This window comes from Enterobacter cloacae complex sp. SHL018, from assembly GCF_049237905.1.
Lineage (GTDB): Bacteria > Pseudomonadota > Gammaproteobacteria > Enterobacterales > Enterobacteriaceae > Enterobacter > Enterobacter hormaechei_C.
On the sequence record NZ_JBMKJE010000008.1, the window covers coordinates 91,656 to 111,148 of the forward strand.

General features: G+C 56.1%; 14 protein-coding genes and 1 rRNA gene. 6 read left to right on the forward strand and 9 right to left on the reverse strand.

Annotated elements, in window-relative coordinates:
- Positions 1-363: 363 nt before the first annotated feature.
- Positions 364-2,013 (reverse strand): glucose-6-phosphate isomerase, encoded by a 1,650-nt coding sequence (pgi, locus tag ACOTY5_RS21455; protein ID WP_003860343.1) that lies wholly within the window; start codon positions 2,011-2,013, stop codon positions 364-366.
- Positions 2,014-2,387: 374 nt separating this feature from the next.
- On the opposite strand from pgi, the gene lysC reads away from it, so the two are divergent.
- The 3 genes from lysC to ACOTY5_RS21470 all read left to right on the forward strand — a co-directional run bounded on the left by lysC (position 2,388) and on the right by ACOTY5_RS21470 (position 5,098).
- Entirely contained in the window at positions 2,388-3,737 is a 1,350-nt protein-coding gene (lysC, locus tag ACOTY5_RS21460; protein WP_006810501.1) for a lysine-sensitive aspartokinase 3, read from the forward strand.
- A gap of 93 nt (positions 3,738-3,830) precedes the next feature.
- Positions 3,831-4,775: a ketopantoate/pantoate/pantothenate transporter PanS gene (gene panS / locus ACOTY5_RS21465; protein ID WP_015570166.1), complete on the forward strand. Its 945-nt coding sequence runs from the start codon at positions 3,831-3,833 to the stop codon at positions 4,773-4,775.
- Positions 4,776-4,825: 50 nt separating this feature from the next.
- Positions 4,826-5,098 (forward strand): DUF3811 domain-containing protein, encoded by a 273-nt coding sequence (locus ACOTY5_RS21470; RefSeq protein ID WP_017382612.1) that lies wholly within the window; start codon positions 4,826-4,828, stop codon positions 5,096-5,098.
- On the opposite strand, the gene rluF is transcribed toward ACOTY5_RS21470, so the two are convergent.
- Positions 5,099-5,971 carry a 23S rRNA pseudouridine(2604) synthase RluF gene (gene rluF / locus ACOTY5_RS21475; protein WP_003860347.1) on the reverse strand — a complete coding sequence of 291 codons (873 nt, stop codon included), beginning with the start codon at positions 5,969-5,971 and terminating at the stop codon, positions 5,099-5,101.
- Positions 5,972-6,168: 197 nt separating this feature from the next.
- Between rluF and ACOTY5_RS21480 the strand changes: the two genes are divergently transcribed.
- Both ACOTY5_RS21480 and ACOTY5_RS21485 read left to right on the forward strand, forming a co-directional pair.
- The gene (locus tag ACOTY5_RS21480; protein ID WP_015570164.1) at positions 6,169-6,471 is read left to right on the forward strand and encodes a type II toxin-antitoxin system RelE/ParE family toxin; all 303 of its coding nucleotides are present in this window, start codon (positions 6,169-6,171) and stop codon (positions 6,469-6,471) included.
- Between the two features lie 6 nt (positions 6,472-6,477).
- Positions 6,478-6,765 carry an addiction module antidote protein gene (locus ACOTY5_RS21485; RefSeq protein WP_023295755.1) on the forward strand — a complete coding sequence of 96 codons (288 nt, stop codon included), beginning with the start codon at positions 6,478-6,480 and terminating at the stop codon, positions 6,763-6,765.
- On the opposite strand, the gene ACOTY5_RS21490 is transcribed toward ACOTY5_RS21485, so the two are convergent.
- Together ACOTY5_RS21490 and metH are read right to left on the reverse strand one after the other, a co-directional pair.
- Positions 6,762-8,393: a Na/Pi cotransporter family protein gene (locus ACOTY5_RS21490; RefSeq protein WP_003860350.1), complete on the reverse strand. Its 1,632-nt coding sequence runs from the start codon at positions 8,391-8,393 to the stop codon at positions 6,762-6,764. The two genes, ACOTY5_RS21485 and ACOTY5_RS21490, sit on opposite strands and share 4 nt — an antisense overlap.
- Positions 8,394-8,509: 116 nt before the next feature.
- Positions 8,510-12,193, reverse strand: a complete 3,684-nt coding sequence (gene metH / locus ACOTY5_RS21495) for a methionine synthase (RefSeq protein ID WP_045141437.1) — start codon at positions 12,191-12,193, stop codon at positions 8,510-8,512.
- Between the two features lie 193 nt (positions 12,194-12,386).
- On the opposite strand from metH, the gene iclR reads away from it, so the two are divergent.
- Positions 12,387-13,214: a glyoxylate bypass operon transcriptional repressor IclR gene (gene iclR, locus ACOTY5_RS21500; RefSeq protein ID WP_003860353.1), complete on the forward strand. Its 828-nt coding sequence runs from the start codon at positions 12,387-12,389 to the stop codon at positions 13,212-13,214.
- Between the two features lie 23 nt (positions 13,215-13,237).
- Here the strand turns inward: iclR and aceK are convergent, their stop codons facing one another.
- The 5 genes from aceK to rrf all read right to left on the reverse strand — a co-directional run.
- Positions 13,238-14,989: a bifunctional isocitrate dehydrogenase kinase/phosphatase gene (gene aceK / locus ACOTY5_RS21505; RefSeq protein WP_045141438.1), complete on the reverse strand. Its 1,752-nt coding sequence runs from the start codon at positions 14,987-14,989 to the stop codon at positions 13,238-13,240.
- 51 nt (positions 14,990-15,040) lie between these two features.
- On the reverse strand, positions 15,041-16,345 hold the full coding sequence (aceA, locus tag ACOTY5_RS21510; RefSeq protein ID WP_045141439.1) for an isocitrate lyase: 1,305 nt from the start codon (positions 16,343-16,345) through the stop codon (positions 15,041-15,043).
- Positions 16,346-16,376: 31 nt separating this feature from the next.
- Positions 16,377-17,978: a malate synthase A gene (gene aceB / locus ACOTY5_RS21515; RefSeq protein ID WP_023295752.1), complete on the reverse strand. Its 1,602-nt coding sequence runs from the start codon at positions 17,976-17,978 to the stop codon at positions 16,377-16,379.
- 270 nt (positions 17,979-18,248) lie between these two features.
- Positions 18,249-19,178, reverse strand: coding sequence for a homoserine O-acetyltransferase MetA (metA, locus tag ACOTY5_RS21520; protein ID WP_017382604.1), 930 nt, complete (start codon positions 19,176-19,178; stop codon positions 18,249-18,251).
- Positions 19,179-19,396: 218 nt separating this feature from the next.
- Positions 19,397-19,493 (reverse strand): 5S ribosomal RNA (gene rrf / locus ACOTY5_RS21525); the annotation flags it as partial.

Genomic DNA, 19,493 nt, shown 5'->3' on the forward strand with positions numbered 1-19,493 from the left:
AATTTCCCTTCAATGAATGAATGGAGATTTGCCCGAAAAGAAATTCAGGCGGATTCGAGTATACACAACTAAAGCAGTGGGTTTACCGTGGGGGTAAATAGGGATAAGGTTTTCAGACTAATGGTTAAAAATGGAAGGAAAAAAGAATCAAGGAAATATATAATCACTATAAATCAAACATTTATAATATAAGAACATTAAAGCATCACTCCGTATTTTCTTAAAATAAACCTCAGCAATTAACGGGGTTACCGTCTTTTTCGGATTAAACTCAGCTTCAGAATTTGAGAAAACTAACAGACATCAGGAATTATCCGATAAAAAAATGCCGGCATATCGCCGGCATTGTTCATGACATATTTATTACGCACGCCAGGCTTTATAACGGTTAATCAGACCATTGGTGGAGCTGTCGTGGCTGTCGATCGCTTTATCGTCACCCAGCTCTGGCAGAATGCGGTTTGCCAGCTGTTTGCCCAGCTCAACGCCCCACTGGTCAAAGGTGAAGATGTTCAGAATAGCGCCCTGAGTGAAGATTTTGTGCTCGTAGAGGGCAATCAGCGCACCCAGGCTGAACGGCGTGATTTCGCGCAGCAGAATGGAGTTAGTTGGACGGTTGCCTTCGAACACTTTAAACGGCACAACGTGCTCCAGCGTAGCCGGATCTTTACCCTGGTCACGGTATTCCTGCTCAACCACCTCGCGGGATTTACCGAACGCCAGCGCTTCGGTCTGGGCGAAGAAGTTAGACAGCAGCTTCGGATGGTGGTCGGACAGTGGGTTGTGCGTAATCGCCGGGGCGATGAAATCGCACGGTACCATTTTGGTACCCTGGTGGATCAGCTGGTAGAACGCGTGCTGGCCGTTGGTGCCCGGCTCGCCCCAGATGATTGGGCCAGTCTGGTAATCCACCGCGTTGCCGTTACGGTCAACGTACTTGCCGTTGGATTCCATGTTGCCCTGCTGGAAGTAGGCCGCAAAGCGGTGCATGTACTGGTCGTACGGCAGAATCGCTTCGGTTTCAGCGCCGAAGAAGTTGTTGTACCAGATCCCGATCAGCGCCAGCAGCACCGGCAGGTTTTTCTCAGGCGCGGTGGTGGAGAAGTGTTTGTCCATCGCGTGCGCGCCGGAGAGCAGTTCAACGAAGTTGTCGAAGCCCACGGACAGGATGATGGACAGACCGATCGCAGACCACAGTGAGTAGCGGCCGCCCACCCAGTCCCAGAACTCAAACATGTTCGCGGTATCAATACCGAACTCACCCACCGCTTTACCGTTGGTGGACAGCGCCGCAAAGTGTTTCGCCACGTGCTTTTCGTCGCCCGCGGTTTTCAGGAACCAGTCGCGCGCGCTGTGGGCGTTGGTCATGGTTTCCTGAGTGGTGAAGGTTTTAGACGCCACCAGGAACAGCGTGGTTTCCGGGTTCACCTTTTTCAGCACTTCAGCGATGTGAGTCCCATCGACGTTGGACACGAAGTGCATGTTGAGGTGGTTTTTGTACGGGCGCAGCGCCTCGGTCACCATGAACGGGCCGAGGTCAGAGCCGCCGATACCGATGTTTACGACGTCGGTGATCGCTTTGCCGGTGTAGCCTTTCCAGCTACCTGAGATGATCGCTTCAGAGAAGGTTTTCATCTTTTCCAGCACCGCGTTCACTTCCGGCATCACATCTTTGCCGTCAACGATAATTGGCGTATTGCTACGGTTACGCAGGGCCACGTGCAGGACGGCACGGTCTTCGGTGCGGTTGATTTTCTCACCAGAGAACATGGATTTGATGGCATCTGCCAGCTCAGTCTCTTTCGCCAGATCTTGCAGCTTCGCCAGCGTCTCTTCGGTGATACGGTTCTTGGAGAAATCCACCAGCATCAGGTCATCGAAGGTGGCGGAAAACTTGCTGAAACGATCGGCATCTTTCGCGAACAGATCCGCGATAGTGACGTCTTTCATTTCATCAAAATGTTTCTGTAGTGCCTGCCATGCAGCGGTCTGCGTTGGGTTGATGTTTTTCATAGCAATACTCTTCTGATTTGAGAATTGTGACTGCGGTCGATTGTAGCGCCTGCAAATAAAAATTGTGATGGTTTTTATGCCATTGCCCTGGTCTGCATCAAACGCAGGTGAAAAGACCCGAAAAGTATAGCTGCTGTCGCGCCCTTCCGGCGTGGCGAAATGTTGGTCAAAAAGGGGGAAAAAGGAGCATAAAATATGGGCCTGTTATAAGTCCTGTTTCTGAGGGGTACCCCCCCATGAAAAATCCGCATAATCCCAGCATTGACAGGACCTCCCCCGCATTTTATTTATAGGGCCGTATTTTGCGCCTGCACCTGTTCTCGCTTCATTCTTGTGCCAAGGTCGCTCTATTCATTCCCTGACACGAGGTTGTTATGACGAGTTTTGTGGTCGCCAAGTTTGGCGGCACCAGTGTGGCAGACTACGATGCCATGAACCGCAGCGCCGATGTGGTGCTGGCCGATCCGAATACCCGCCTGGTGGTGCTTTCCGCCTCAGCCGGCGTGACGAACCTGCTGGTTTCCCTGTCTGAAGGACTGGAAGCGACCGAGCGTTTCGTGAAGCTGGATGCACTGCGCAAAATTCAGTTCGACATTCTCGAGCGTCTGCAAAACCCGAACGTCATTCGTGAGGAAGTGGAACGCCTGCTGGAAAATATCACCACCCTGGCTGAAGCCGCGTCGCTGGCCACCTCCAGCGCACTGACCGATGAACTGGTCAGCCACGGCGAACTGATGTCCACCCTGCTGTTCGTTGAGATCATGCGCGAGCGCAATATTCAGGCGCAGTGGTTCGACGTGCGTAAAGTGATGCGCACCAGCGACCGCTTTGGCCGCGCCGAGCCGGACGTGGAAGCCCTGGCTGAGCTGACTAACCAGCAGCTTGCCCCGCGCCTGGATGAAGGCATAGTGATCACCCAGGGCTTTATCGGCAGCGAAGCCAAAGGGCGCACAACCACGCTGGGCCGTGGCGGTAGCGACTACACCGCCGCCCTGCTGGGTGAAGCCCTGCACGCCACCCGCGTGGATATCTGGACGGACGTGCCGGGTATCTACACCACCGACCCGCGCGTGGTCTCTGCGGCAAAACGTATTGACGTGATCGCCTTTGAAGAAGCGGCTGAAATGGCGACTTTCGGCGCGAAAGTGCTGCACCCGGCCACGCTGCTGCCCGCCGTGCGCAGCGACATTCCGGTCTTCGTTGGCTCCAGTAAAGATCCAAAGGCGGGCGGGACGCTGGTCTGCAAGAAAACCGAGAACCCACCGCTGTTCCGCGCGCTGGCCCTGCGTCGTAAGCAGACGCTGGTTACCCTGCACAGCCATAATATGCTGCACTCCCGTGGATTTCTGGCGGAAGTGTTTGGCATCCTGGCGCGCCACAATATCTCCGTGGACCTGATCACCACGTCAGAAGTCAGCATCGCGCTGACGCTCGACACCACCGGCTCCACCTCTACCGGCGACACCCTGCTGACGCAGTCGCTGCTGATTGAGCTTTCCGAGTTGTGCCGCGTGGAGGTGGAAGAAGATCTGGCGCTGGTTGCCATCATCGGTAATAAGCTGTCGCGCGCCTGTGGCGTGGGCAAAGAGGTGTTCGGCGTGCTCGACCCGTTCAATATCCGCATGATTTGCTACGGCGCGTCCAGCTACAACCTCTGCTTCCTGGTCCCTGCCGATCAGGCCGAGCAGGTCGTGCAGAAACTTCATCAGAATTTGTTTGAATAAAATTCGTTAGCACGATAAACAATATCAATAAGCCGGGCACAGACCCGGCTTTTTTATAACAAAACAACACGACAATACTGCAAGGAATTCACTATGCTCTCCGCTATCACCCGGCTGTTCCCGTTATGGGCGCTGCTGCTCTCTGTACTCGCGTATTACACTCCTGCCACGTTCACGGGCATTGGTCCGTGGGTCACCACGCTGCTGATGCTGATTATGTTCGGCATGGGCGTGCATCTGAAAATTGACGATTTCAAACGCGTGCTGTCTCGCCCGGCACCGGTTGCCGCAGGGATTTTCCTGCACTACCTGGTGATGCCGCTCGCGGCCTGGCTGCTGGCGATGGCCTTTAAGATGCCGCCCGACCTTTCCGCCGGGATGGTGCTGGTGGGGAGCGTAGCCAGCGGTACGGCATCTAACGTCATGATCTATCTGGCGAAAGGCGACGTGGCGCTCTCCGTCACCATCTCGTCCGTTTCCACGCTGGTGGGTGTGATTGCCACGCCGCTGTTAACCCGCCTGTATGTGGACGCGCATATCCAGGTGGACGTGATGGGCATGCTGCTCAGCATCCTGCAAATCGTGGTGATCCCGATTGCGCTGGGGCTGGTGATCCACCATCTCTTCCCGCGGGTGGTGAAAGCGGTTGAGCCGTATCTGCCCGCGTTTTCGATGGTCTGCATACTGGCCATTATCAGCGCCGTGGTAGCCGGTTCCGCATCGCACATTGCTTCGGTGGGCTTTGTGGTGATCGTCGCGGTTGTGCTGCATAACACTATTGGTCTGCTGGGCGGTTACTGGGGCGGAAAGCTGTTTGGCTTTGACGAATCCACCTGCCGCACGCTGGCGATCGAAGTGGGGATGCAGAACTCCGGCCTGGCAGCGGCGCTGGGTAAAATTTACTTCTCACCGCTGGCAGCGCTGCCGGGGGCGCTGTTCTCTGTCTGGCACAACCTGTCCGGTTCGCTGTTAGCTGGATACTGGTCCGGTAAGCCGATTGATGACCAACCGAAAAAAGATGCGGTGAAACAGGGTTAATTGACCCGGCTTGCTTTACACTGAAGCCTCCCCATCAGGAGGCTTCAGCAATGGCTACACCACGTTTGACCCAGAAAGACATGACCGAAGCCGAGCAGCGCGAACTGAAAACGCTACTCGACCGCGCCCGTATCGCGCATGGCCGCACGCTGACGAACGCCGAAACCAATCAGGTTAAAAAAGAGTACATCGATAAACTGATGGCGCAACGTGATGCCGCGGCGAAAAAAGCCCGCAAGCTGAAAAAAGAGCAGGCTTATAAACCCGATGCAGAGGCGACTTTTTCCTGGTCCGCCAGCACATCAACCCGTGGAAGGCGCTAATCAGCGCCCTTTCTTTTTGCGCCCCGGCTGGGTAAAGCGTTTTCCGTTGCCCGGCTTGCCCCGCCCTTTCTCTTCCGCCTGCGGTGCCTTCACCACCGGACGCTTAATCGCCTGCGTTTTCGGTTTGGCTTTAGCTTTCGGCTTCGCTTCGGACGAGGAGTTCTCGATAAGTTTGAACAGCTCGATCAGCTCGTCATCCGTTAAGTCACGCCACTCGCCCAGCGGGATCCCAGACAGGCTGACGTTCATGATGCGCGTGCGTTCCAGCTTCGTCACTTCATAACCGAAGTACTCGCACATGCGGCGGATCTGGCGATTCAGGCCCTGCACCAGCGTGATACGAAACGCAAACGGCGCCTCTTTTCTGACTTTACACTTCTTCGTCACGGTGCCCAGAATCGGCACGCCTGCGCCCATTCCCCGGATGAACTCGTCCGTGACCGGCTTGTTCACCGTAACAATGTACTCTTTCTCATGGTCGTTACCGGCACGCAGAATTTTGTTCACCAGATCGCCGTGATTAGTCAGGAAAATTAACCCCTGAGAGTCCTTATCCAGGCGACCAATCGGGAAGATACGGCTGCTGTGGTTCACGAAATCAACAATGTTGTCCCGCTCGCCATCTTCCGTAGTGCTGACAATCCCAACCGGCTTGTTCAACGCGATAAACACCAGGTCTTCGGCATCACGCGGTTCGATGACCTGACCATTCACTTTCACCACATCGCCAGGCACTACCTGATCGCCAATGGTGGCGCGTTTGCCGTTAAGAAACACGTTACCCTGTTCAATGTAACGGTCAGCCTCGCGACGTGAGCAGATCCCGCTCTCGCTAATGTATTTGTTTAATCGGGTTGATTGAGTTGGCAGCATAGTTTCTCCTGTGAAGGGCGAAATATACCTTAGGTTTGGGCTGGAAAAAAAGATTAGCCGACGGTAACTGAGACGGGTTTTTTAGTTTGCGAGACGCTTTCAGGATTTAGCGTCAGGCTATTTATCCTTGGGCTAACTCCTTTTAGCTTTACTCTCCAGAGACAATTGCTTGTAGTTTATAAATCACAGGGAGTAATATGAAGGAGATCGTTCAGACAGAATCCTTCCGACGCTGGGAGCAAAATTTAAAGGACAGGCGGGCAAAGACGATTATCGCTTCCCGCCTCTTTAGGCTGGCAAATGGCTTAGCGGGCGACATTAGACCCGTGGGGGAAGGTATCAGTGAACTGAGGATCCACTTTGGCCCGGGCTACAGGATCTATTTTAAGGACCAGGGCAATAGCATCATCGTGCTGTTATGTGGTGGTGACAAAAGCAGCCAGGCCAGAGACATACTTATGGCAAAAATGCTGAGCAATGTATCCCAATGGCAGGAGTGAATGAGCATGCATAAATTAACACCCTACGATCCAGCCAACGCACTGCTGGATGACGAGGAAATCGCTGTGTTTATGGCTGATGCATTAGAGACGGGTGACTCAGCGTACATTGCTAAAGCGCTGGGCGTCATCGCCCGAGCGAAAGGGATGTCGACCATTTCCCAGCAAACGGGCCTGTCACGAGAACAACTGTATCGATCATTCAGTGATAAGGGGAACCCAACGCTCAAAACCACGCTGGCGGTCATGAAAGCATTGGGCCTTGGGTTAACAATCAAACCCTCTGGGGATTAATACTCATCCCGCTCATCGTCTTCATCCGGCTGCTCCATCACGCTGTACGCCACCGCACAGAACAACGAGTTCAGGCGCTTCATATCGCCCAGCAGTCCCAGGTGGAGTGAGCTGGTCTCGATACTCTGCACGTTCTGCTGGTGCAGACGCTCAACGTGGGCGTGTGAGTAGCGGCGATTAAGGATGCGGAAACGATGCTTATTGCGGCGCAGGCGGCGCGCGCTTGGCACGTCGCTGGAGAAGAAGACCGACATCGCCAGCTTCAGGTTGCTGACCAGCTGTTCGTGCAGCGCTTCCAGCTCTTTCAGCCCTTCAACAGAAAACGCCCGGCGTGCGGCCAGGGATTTGTCTGCGATTTCACTGCCCATACGCTCGACAATATCCGAAGCCTGCTCCAGGTTAAGCGACATCTCGATGATTTCCGCCCAGCGGCGCGACTCCTCTTCCGCCAGCTCGTCCTGGGGGATCCGCGCCAGATAGAGCTTGATGGCGGTATACAGCACGTTGATATCGTCCGCCAGCCTGCGCAGCTCTTTTTCTTCGCGCGGCTCGCCGTGCATCACCTTTTGCAGCCCTTCCAGCATGGTTTCCATCGCGTCGCCCATGCGCAGCGTTTCGCGGGCGGCATTGGCGATTGCCAGCGCAGGAGTATCCAGCACCGAGGTGTCCAGATGCTTCGGTTTAAGGCGCGCGTCCAGCTCCGGTTCATCACGAATAAGCCGCTCGCAGAAGCGGGCCATCGGCGCGGCAAACGGCACCATCGCCAGACAGCGCACCAGGTTGTAGAAGACGTGGAAGTAGATCACCAGCTCCGCTTTCGGCAGAGAGAGATTATCCATCAGGTTCGCCAGCGGGTGCACAAACGGCAGAATGATCAGGCTACCCACCAGCTTAAACAGTAAACTCCCCAGCGCCACCCGGCGGGCGGCAGCGTTGGCGGCGCTGTTGTTGAGCATCGCCAGCAGGCCAGAGCCGAGGTTGGCACCGATCACCAGGCACAGCGCCACCGGGAAGGAAATTACCCCTGCGGCGGTTAAGGTCGCCGTCAGCAGGACCGCTGCCAGGCTGGAGTAGCTGACGATGGCGAATACCGCGCCGATCAGCGCATCCAGCATAATATCGCCGGTTAACGAGGCGAAGATGACCTGCACACCGTTGGCCTGGGTGATCGGCGTGACAGCCTGCACAATCAGCTCCAGTGCCAGCAGGATCAGCCCGAGGCCAATACCGACGCGGCCAAGCTGCCCGGCACGGCTTTGCTTACGGCCGAGGAAAAAAATGACGCCGATAAAAATCAGCAGTGGCGACAGCCAGGAGAGATCGAACGTCAGGATACGCGCCATCAGCGCGGTACCGACGTCGGCGCCAAGGACAATCACCAGCGCCGGGGCGAGCGCCACCAGATCCTGCGCCACGAACGAGGTGACGAGCATGGTGGTGGCGTTGCTGCTTTGCACCAGCGCCGTGACGCCAATACCTGCGCAGAAAGCGAGCGGCTTCTTCTCAACGCTGCCGCTGAGAACGGTACGTAAACGTGCGCCAAACACGCGCATCACGCCGGTCCGAACGATATGAGTGCCCCATACCAGCAGTGCGACTGCGGAGAGCAGGTGTAACAACGTCAACACGGTAGGCATTCCTCCTTATCGTTATTCGTTTTCCTGAGGTTCAGTATAAGGGTTTAAACGTAAGAAAGAGACAGGGCACCGTTGAGGTGCCCTGTTTGTTGTAAGGAAAAGTGACGTTAGTCTGCGTCGTAGCCCAAATTCGGCGCCAGCCAGCGTTCCACCTCTGACACGCTCATGCCTTTACGCAGGGCGTAATCCTCAATCTGATCGCGCTGAAGCTGCGCCACGGCGAAGTACTTACTGTCCGGGTGGCTGAAATACCAGCCGGATACGGACGCGCCCGGCCACATGGCGAACGACTCGGTAAGTTTCATGCCCGTATGCGCTTCGACGTCCAGCAATTTCCAGATAGTGCCCTTCTCGGTGTGTTCCGGGCAGGCCGGATACCCCGGCGCCGGACGAATGCCCTGGTAGTTTTCGCGGATCAGCTCCTCGTTGCTGAGGTTCTCATTCGCCGCGTAGCCCCAGTACACCTTACGTACGCGCTCGTGGAGGTACTCAGCAAAGGCTTCCGCCAGGCGGTCGGCGATCGCTTTCACCATGATTTTGTTGTAATCATCGTGCTGCGCGTCGTACGCATCCGCCAGCGCGTCTTCTTCCAGACCGCCGGTTACGGCAAACGCGCCGATATAGTCAGCTTTACCGGAGAGTTTCGGTGCGACGAAATCCGCCAGGCAGTAGTTGGCAAAGCCCACTTTCTCGGTTTGCTGGCGCAGGTGGTGGCTCACGGCCAGCACGTGGGTGCGGGTTTCATCGCGGTAGATTTCCACGTCGTCGCCCACGCGGTTCGCCGGGAACAGCCCCACCACGCCGCGCGGGTTGAGGGCTTTCTCTGCGCTCAGCCTGTCGAGCATGTCGTTAGCATCTTTAAACAGGCGCTTCGCCTCTTCGCCCACCACCTCATCTTCAAGAATGCGCGGATATTTGCCCGCCAGCGACCAGGTCATGAAGAACGGCGTCCAGTCGATGTAGTTACGCAGCGTTTCGATGCTGGCCGTCACGTCCTGCACGCCCAGACGGTGTGCGACCGGCGGCGTAAAGCTGGACCAGTCGAACGCCAGATCGTTATCGCGCGCCGCCTGAAGCGAAACCGGCGGCGTGCGCGGTTTCTTACGTCCATGCTGAATGCGGACGGTTTCATACTCTTTGCGGGTGCGGGCGACAAATTCATCGCGCTGGGTGTCGGACAGCAGCGCGGAGACCACGCCCACAGTGCGCGAGGCGTTTTGAACATACACCGTCGGCCCACTGTAGTTCTGCTCGATTTTCACCGCCGTGTGGGCTTTCGAGGTGGTTGCCCCGCCAATCAGCAGTGGAATGGTAAAGCCCTGGCGCTCCATCTCTTTTGCCACGTTGACCATTTCGTCAAGCGAAGGCGTAATCAGCCCGGAAAGACCAATCAGATCCGCATTCACTTCGCGCGCGGTCCTGAGGATTTTATCCGCCGGGACCATCACGCCAAGATCGATAATTTCGTAGTTATTACACTGCAACACCACGCCAACGATGTTTTTGCCGATGTCGTGTACGTCGCCCTTCACGGTGGCGATGACCATTTTACCGTTACTGGAGCCCTTCTCTTTGCTGGCTTCGATAAAGGGTTCCAGATACGCCACCGCCTGCTTCATGACGCGGGCGGATTTCACCACCTGCGGCAGGAACATTTTGCCCTCGCCGAACAGATCGCCGACCACGTTCATGCCGTCCATCAGCGGCCCTTCGATCACTTCAATCGGACGGGCGGCCTGCTGACGCGCTTCCTCGGTATCCTGCTCGATAAACTCGGTAATGCCTTTTACCAGCGAGTATTCCAGACGCTTATTCACATCCCAGGAGCGCCATTCGGCCTGTTGAACGTTGGCTGATTCGTCAGATTTACTGCCGCGGTATTTTTCCGCCAGATCCAGCATGCGTTCGGTGGCGTCGTCACGACGATTGAGGATCACGTCTTCTACGGCGTCGCGCAGCTCGGCTGGCAGATCGTCGTAAATTGCCAGCTGGCCGGCGTTGACGATCCCCATGTCCATCCCGTTGCGGATGGCGTAGTAGAGGAATACGGCGTGGATCGCCTCACGCACCGGGTCGTTGCCGCGGAACGAGAACGACACGTTTGACACGCCGCCGGAGATCAGCGCATGCGGTAGCTCGCGTTTAATGTCTTCACACGCGCCGATAAAGTCCTGGGCGTAGTTGTTGTGCTCTTCGATGCCGGTCGCGACGGCGAAGATGTTCGGGTCGAAGATGATGTCTTCCGGCGGGAAGCCCACCTCTTCGGTCAAAATTTTGTACGCGCGGCGGCAAATCTCAATCTTGCGCTCGCGGGTATCGGCCTGGCCCACTTCATCGAAGGCCATCACCACCACGGCGGCTCCGTAGCGACGGACCAGCTTCGCGTGGTGGATAAAGGTATCGACGCCCTCTTTCATCGAGATGGAGTTAACGATGCCTTTGCCCTGAATGCACTTCAGCCCTTTTTCGATGACTTCCCATTTGGAAGAGTCAATCATGATCGGCACGCGGGCGATATCCGGCTCACCGGCAATCAGATTGAGGAAACGCACCATTGCCGCTTCGGCGTCGAGCATCCCCTCGTCCATGTTGATATCGATAATCTGCGCGCCGCTTTCCACCTGCTGGCGGGCAACGTCCAGCGCTTCGCTGTACTTCTCTTCTTTGATCAGGCGCTTGAACTTCGCAGAACCGGTAACGTTAGTACGTTCACCCACGTTCACAAACAGGCTGTCGTCGCCAATGGTCAACGGCTCCAGGCCGGACAGACGACAGGCTACCGGAAGCTCGGGTAGCTTGCGCGGTGGAAGCCCGGCGACGGCGCGGCTCATGGCGGCGATATGCTCAGGCGTGGTGCCGCAGCAGCCGCCGACGATGTTGAGGAAACCAGATTCGGCCCATTCGCGGATTTGCGCCGCCATGGTGTCGGCATCCAGATCGTACTCACCAAACGCGTTCGGCAGACCGGCGTTCGGGTGGGCGGTGACGTAGCACTCTGCGATGCGCGAAAGCTCCTGCACGTACTGGCGCAGCTCGTCCGGCCCCAGCGCGCAGTTCAGGCCGAAGGAGAGCGCGTCGGCGTGGCGCAGGGAGTTATAAAACGCTTCGGTTGTCTGGCCGGAAAGCGTGCGCCCCGAGGCATCGGTGATGGTGCCGGAAATCATGATCGGCAGGTCGACGCCCAGCGCCTCGAACTCCTCTTTCACCGCGTAAATTGCCGCTTTGGCGTTGAGGGTGTCGAATACGGTTTCAATCAGGATCAGGTCGGAGCCGCCTTCCACCAGCGCTTTAGTGGACTCACGATACGCGGCCACCAGCTGGTCAAACGTGATGTTCCGAAACGCCGGGTCGTTGACGTCCGGAGAAATCGACGCGGTGCGGTTGGTCGGGCCAAGCACCCCGGCCACGTAGCGCGGCTTGTCCGGCGTACGGACCGTCCATTCGTCGGCGCAGGCGCGCGCCAGCTTCGCCGCTTCAAAGTTGATCTCCGCCGACAGGGATTCCATCTGGTAATCCGCCATGGCGATGGTTGTCGAGTTGAAGGTGTTGGTTTCTACAATATCCGCACCCGCTTCGAAGTAAGCGTTGTGGATATCCCTGATAACTGACGGTTTGCTTAACACCAGCAGGTCATTGTTCCCTTTCAGGTCACAAGGCCAGTCGGCAAAGCGCTCGCCGCGGAAATCGTCTTCACTCAGACGATAGCCCTGGATCATGGTGCCCATGCCGCCGTCCAGCACCAGAATTCGTTCATTTAACTGCGCACGCAGTTGCTCTACTTTGCTGCTCACACTTGCTCCCGACAACGCTCAACATGGCCAAAAGGCTGCGTTCCATACTGGCATAATCTCGCAGGGTCGAAAAGTCACACAGCGGTAACATGAGACATGTTCACTATCACTCCTCCGATCAGTCAGGAAAGCGGTTGCAAAACCACCAAATAAAACGAAAATGATTTCCACGATACAGAAAAAGGAGTTCGTCATGGTTACGACCGTTCCCGCTAAACGCGGCAGAAAACCTGCTGCAACCACCGCTGCACAACCTGGCGGACAGGTTCAATCCCTGACGCGCGGCCTGAAGCTGCTGGAATGGATAGCCGAATCGCATGGTAGCGTGGCCCTGACGGAGCTGGCGCAGCAGGCTGGCCTGCCGAACTCCACCACGCACCGTCTGCTGACCACCATGCAGCAGCTGGGCTTCGTGCGTCAGGTGGGCGAGCTGGGACACTGGGCGGTGGGGGCGCATGCATTTATTGTCGGCAGCAGCTTCCTGCAAAGCCGCAACCTGCTGGCGATTGTCCACCCGATTCTGCGCAAGCTGATGGAGGAGTCCGGCGAGACGGTAAACCTGGCCGTGCTGGATCAGAGCGATCACCAGGCGATTATCATCGACCAGGTGCAGTGTACACAGCTGATGCGCATGTCCGCACCGATTGGCGGCAAGCTGCCGATGCACGCCTCTGGCGCAGGGAAAGCGTTTCTCTCGCAGCTGAGCGAAGAGCAGGTAACGGGGCTGCTGCACCGTAAAGGGCTGCACGCCTATACTCACGCCACGCTGGTGTCGCCCGTGCATCTGAAAGAAGATCTAGCCCTGACCCGCAAGCGCGGCTATTCGTTTGATGATGAGGAGCATGCGCTGGGCCTGCGCTGCCTGGCATCCTGTATTTTTGACGAGCACCGCGAGCCGTTTGCCGCCATCTCCATCTCCGGGCCGATTTCACGTATGACCGACGACCGCGTCACCGAGCTGGGCGCGATGGTGATTAAGGCCGCGAAAGAGGTGACGCTGGCGTATGGTGGGATTCGTTAAACGTGCATTGCCGCCTGATGCCCTCACCCCGGCCCTCTCCCACAGGGAGAGGGAGAAAAGCGGATGCAAAACCGCTGCTTGCGGCGGTAAGCATAGACATCTTCCACGTGCCCATTTTTGATCCGCGTTTGCAGCCCGCGCCAGTAGCTGGCGCGGAACAGATCGGCATGCATCTCTTCGAATAGCGGCCCGATGCGCGGGTCGGCACAAAGCCAGTGGCGAAACTCCTCCGGAAACACATCGCCCGGCGATACGCTGTACCACGGCTCGCTGGACAGTTCATCTTCCGGGTAGCGCGGCGGCGGGATATCGCGGAAGTTCACCTCGGTCATGTAGCAAATTTCATCGTAATCGTAGAACACCACCCGCCCGTGACGGGTGACGCCGAAGTTTTTAAACAGCATGTCGCCGGGGAAAATATTGGCGGCGGCGAGCTGGCGAATCGCATTGCCGTACTCTTCAATGGCGTCTCGTAAAGCCTGGCCTTCGGATTGCTCCAGCCAGATATTTAGCGGCACCATCCGGCGTTCGATATAGAGATGGCTAATCGCAATCTTATCGCCAAGATCGGTAATTTTCGTCGGCGCTTCCTGCATTAGCAGCGACATCAGCGCCGGATCGATCTGCTGCTTATCCAGCACAAAGTTTTCAAACTCCTGGGTATCCGCCATCCGCCCGACGCGATCGTGCTCTTTAACCAGCTGATAGCAGGCGCGGACGTGAGCGGCGGTCATCTCTTTCTGCGGGGCGAATTTATCCTTAATCACCTTAAACACGCGGTCGAAGCCCGGCAGTGTGAAAACCAGCATCACCATGCCGCGTATACCCGGCGCTTCGATAAACTGCTCATCAGCCGTGGTGACATAACGCAGGTATTCCCGATAACTTTCCGTTTTGGCATGCTTCTGACAGCCAATCGCCATATACAGCTCGGCGGTGGTTTTGCCCGGCAGGATCTCGCGCAGCCACTCCACCAGGGCGGCAGGCAGTGGGGCATAGACCATGAAATAGGAACGGGCGAAGCCAAATACGATGCTGGCCTCGGCGCCGGTGGTCAGGCAGGTATCGACAAACAGTTCCCCGTCGTCGGTACGGTGAATCGGCAGCAGAAACGGCACGATAGCTGTCGGCGTAACCAGTTTGCCCACCAGCCAGGCGGCCTTATTCCGGTAGAAAAGCTCGTTGGCAACCTGCAAATGGCTGCGGCTGAGCACCGCCTCGCCGAAGGTTTCACTGAGATATGCGTAGATATAGCCGATATCCCGGGGTTTATTCTCCCACGGCAGGCGCAGCGGCAAATCCGTTAAGACGCGGTGCAGGAGCTTTTCCCAGCCGCGATCGGGAAAGAAATCTTTCGCCAGCGGACGCGGAATGGTACGGAAGCGGCGCTCCGGCTGGGAGCTGAAGATAAATAACCGCTCAGGAGATAATGAGCGGTGGTCAAATAACCGGCAATAGACGGAGTTGAAAAAGCTCTCCGCAATCTCGAAGCGCGGGTAGTCGGGTAACAGATGGGTGTAATGCTCTTTCACGCGCAGTAAAAAATCCGCATCCGGGCTTTTACCGTCGGTGATACAGCGCAGTTGCTCCACCACCAGACCTACGTGGTGATCATAAAGATGGATACGCTGCTTCATGGCCTGCTGAACCGCATGCCAGTCGGCGTGCTCAAAACGCTGTTGCGCGCCGGAGGTGACTTCCAGAAAGCGGCCATACTGGGCATCGAAGCCCTGCAAAATAGTTTGGGCAATCAGTAATTCCAGACCACGCGACATATATTCCCCCTCACCCCAACCCTCTCCCCGAGGGGGGAGAGGGGGAAAAGATTAGAACTGTGCTTCTTCCGTCGAGCCCGTTAATGCCGTGACGGAGGAGGCCCCGCCCTGAATAATCGTGGTCACACTATCGAAGTAGCCGGTTCCCACTTCCTGCTGGTGCGAAACGAAGGTATATCCTTCTTTGCCCGCCGCAAATTCTGGCTGCTGAACCTTCTCAACATAGTGCTTCATGCCTTCGCCCTGCGCGTAGGCGTGCGCCAGGTCGAACATGTTGAACCACATGCTGTGGATACCCGCCAGAGTGATGAACTGGTACTTGTAGCCCATATCTGACAATTGCTGCTGGAAGCTGGCGATGGTCGTATCGTCCAGATTCTTTTGCCAGTTGAAGGACGGCGAACAGTTATAGGCCAGCAGCTTGCCCGGATACTTCGCATGAATCGCATCGGCAAAGCGCTTCGCCAGCGCCAGATCCGGCGTGGAGGTTTCACACCAGACCAGGTCGGCGTAAGGGGCATACGCCAGGCCGCGGCTGATCGCCTGTTCAATACCGGCATGTGTGCGATAGAACCCTTCGCTGGTACGTTCGCCGGTAATGAATTCGCTGTCATACGGGTCGCAGTCAGAGGTGATCAGGTCCGCCGCGTCCGCATCGGTACGGGCAATCACCAGCGTCGGCACGCCGAGCACGTCAGCAGCCAGACGCGCGGCAACCAGCTTCTGGATCGCTTCCTGGGTTGGCACCAGCACTTTCCCGCCCATATGCCCGCACTTCTTCACCGACGCCAGCTGATCTTCAAAGTGAACGGCCGCTGCACCGGCCTCAATCATGGATTTCATCAGCTCAAAGGCGTTCAGCACGCCGCCGAAACCGGCTTCCGCATCGGCGACGATCGGCAGGAAATAGTCGATAAAACGCGGATCGTGGGGTTCGATACCCGCGGCCCACTGGATCTGATCCGCACGGCGGAAGGTATTGTTGATCCGATCCACCACTGACGGCACCGAGTTCGCCGGATAAAGAGATTGATCCGGATACATGCTGGCGGCCAGGTTAGCATCCGCCGCGACCTGCCAGCCGGAAAGATAGATAGCCTCAATGCCGGCCTTCGCCTGCTGCAATGCCTGACCGCCGGTCAGCGCGCCGAGGCTGTTGATATAGCCTTTTTTAGACCCCCCATGCAGCAGATCCCACATTTTCCCCGCGCCGTTCTGCGCCAGCGTACATTCAGGGTTAACCGAGCCGCGTAACTTCACCACTTCCTCTGCGCTGTACGGACGGCGAATGCCTTCCCAGCGCGGTTGGGTCCACTCTTTTTGTAACTCTTCGATCTGTTGGGTACGGGTTTTCATGTGCAGATGCTCCATATTGTTATGTGGTGAATTACGCCAGGAAGCGGTAGCCCGGCAGGGTCAGGAAGTCGATTAAGTCATCAGAGGTGGTGATTTGCTCCATCAGACGTGCGGCATCGTCAAAACGCCCACTGCTGAAGCGGTGCTCGCCCAGTTCGTCCTGGATGACCCGCATCTCTTCGGCCAGCATCTGACGGAACAGGGCTTTGGTTACCGGTTTGCCGTTGCTGAGCGTTTTTTGATGATGGATCCACTGCCAGATGGAGGTACGTGAAATTTCCGCCGTGGCGGCATCTTCCATCAGGCCGTAGATCGGCACGCAGCCGTTGCCTGAGATCCATGCCTCGATGTACTGCACGGCGACGCGAATGTTGGCGCGCATTCCCTCTTCCGTGCGTTCGCCCGCACACGGCGCCAGCAACTGTTCTTCTGCGATTGGCGCATCGTCTTCACGGGTGACAAACAGCTGGTTTTTGTTGTCGCCGAGTACGCGGTTAAAGACTTCCATCGCCGTATCGGCCAGACCAGGATGGGCAATCCACGTCCCGTCGTGGCCATTACGGGCTTCCAGCTCTTTATCGGCTTTCACCTTGTTGAGCACCTGATTGTTACGCTCTGCATCTTTGCTCGGGATAAACGCCGCCATACCGCCCATCGCAAAGGCGCCGCGTTTGTGGCAGGTCTTAATCAGCAGGCGCGAGTAGGCGCTGAGGAACGGTTTATCCATGGTGACAACCTGACGATCCGGCAATACCCGGTCGGCATGGTTTTTCAGGGTTTTGATGTAGCTGAAGATGTAATCCCAACGGCCGCAGTTCAGGCCCACAATATGGTCACGCAGCGCATGGAGGATCTCATGCATCTGGAATACGGCAGGCAGGGTTTCAATCAGCAGCGTGGCCTTAATGGTGCCGCGCGGCAGGCCAAAGCGGTCTTCTGCGTAGCTGAAAACTTCACTCCACCACGCCGCTTCCTGCCAGGACTGGGTTTTCGGCAGATAGAAATAGGGGCCGCTGCCTTTCGCCAGCAGGTTTTTATAGTTGTGAAAGAAGTACAGCGCAAAGTCGAACAGGCTGCCCGGAATCGCTTCTCCGCGCCAGGTGACGTGTTTTTCTGGCAAATGCAGACCGCGTACGCGGCAGATCAGCACCGCCGGATTCGGTTTGAGCTGGTAAATTTTACCGGCTTCGTTGGTATAGCTGATGGTGCCGTTGACGGCGTCGCGCAGGTTGATCTGCCCGTCGATAACTTTCTGCCAGTCCGGCGCGAGGGAATCTTCGAAGTCCGCCATAAATACTTTGACGTTGGCATTCATGGCGTTGATCACCATTTTGCGCTCTACCGGACCGGTGATCTCTACGCGACGATCCTGTAAATCTTCAGGGATTCCGCGGATTTTCCATTCACCATGACGAATGGAAGCGGTTTCCGAAATAAACCCTGGCAACTTGCCGTTATCGATCTCCTGCTGTTGATGAATGCGCGCCGCCAGCAGTTTATTACGCTGTGGCGTAAAGCGAGTCACCAGTTCAGTCAGAAACTCTACCGCTTCTGCCGTCAAAACTTGCTGTTCTTGTTCACCATTCGGCTGGGTAAAGGTCAGTTCATCGACCGTTGTTGCCTGTTGAGTCATCGTTCTGCTCCTCATCAAAGATCCAAAATCACGCCCCCGACGCGAGCGAAAGATCGTTGTGTAGTTTTCGCTCAGCAGAATTAAGACTATCTATAATTTTCCCAAAATCAAAAACAATTTCCATTTTAATTTATATCTAATCACAACTGTATGATTAATATGGAATTAAAGTTTTCTTCGATGTTGAGTTGGATTTCGGAAATAAAAAAGGCACCCGAAGGTGCCTGATCTGAATAGCTGAAACGCTTTAGGATCGTTTAATGCAGACGATTACTCCAGCGTCGGATTCATGTGGCGCAGATCGTACGGTGTAATCTGGTAGACGTAATAGTTGAGCCAGTTGGTAAACAGCAAATTTCCGTGGCTACGCCAGGTTGCCCGAGGCGTGTTTTGCGGATCATTTTTCGGGAAATAGTTGTACGGGACATCCGGATTCAGACCCGCTTCAACGTCACGAAAATACTCTGAGGCGAGGGTATGCGGATCGTACTCAGGATGGCCGGTAACGAACGCGATGCGTTTGTCTTTACTGGCGAACAGGTAGGCATCGCCGTCTTCCGTTTCGGCCAGGATTTCCAGGTCGGTGTAATCGCGGATCAGCTGTGCCGGAAAATCGGCGTAGCGAGAATGCGGGGCCAGGAAAGTGTCATCGAAACCACGCGTCAGCAGCGCATGCGGGTGAAGAATGTGGTGTTCGTATACGCCAGAAAGTTTGTCGCTGCGGGTTTGCTTGGGAATGCCATAGAGGATATTCAGCGCGGCCTGTACCGCCCAACAGACAAACAAGGTGGACGTGACGTGATCTTTTGCCCACTCCAGCACCTGCCTGATCTGTGGCCAGTAGGCAACGTCATTAAATTCCACCAGACCCAGCGGTGCGCCGGTGACGATCAGTCCATCGAAATTCTCATCGCGAATATCTTCAAAATTACAGTAGAAGTTATTCAGATGCTCAGCAGGCGTGTTGCGTGACTCACGCGCGTCAATGCGCAGCAGCTGGATATCAACCTGAAGCGGAGAGTTGGAGAGCAAACGCAGGAACTGGTTCTCCGTTTCGATCTTCTTTGGCATCAGATTAAGGATCAGCACCTTCAGCGGGCGAATTTCCTGACCAGAAGCACGCGAAGTTGTCATTACGAAGACATTCTCTTCACGCAAGAAATTGACGGCTGGTAGCTCGTCCTGCACCCGAATCGGCATAACCTTAAATCCTCACAGCATACGTATAAACGTTTAGACATCCAGACAGCTAACGATACCCAGAAACGGGGTTAATGTCGAGTCTGCAAGCGAAAGGTGAGAAAGTTTCAAGGAGGGAGAGCATGTAGGGCGGGTAAAGCTGGGCCACCACCCGACTTTTCAGAACGTACAAAGCAAAAAACCCCGCACCTTACGGTACGGGGTTCTTCTTGATTGATGCCTGGCAGTTCCCTACTCTCACATGGGGAGACCCCACACTACCATCGGCGCTACGGCGTTTCACTTCTGAGTTCGGCATGGGGTCAGGTGGGACCA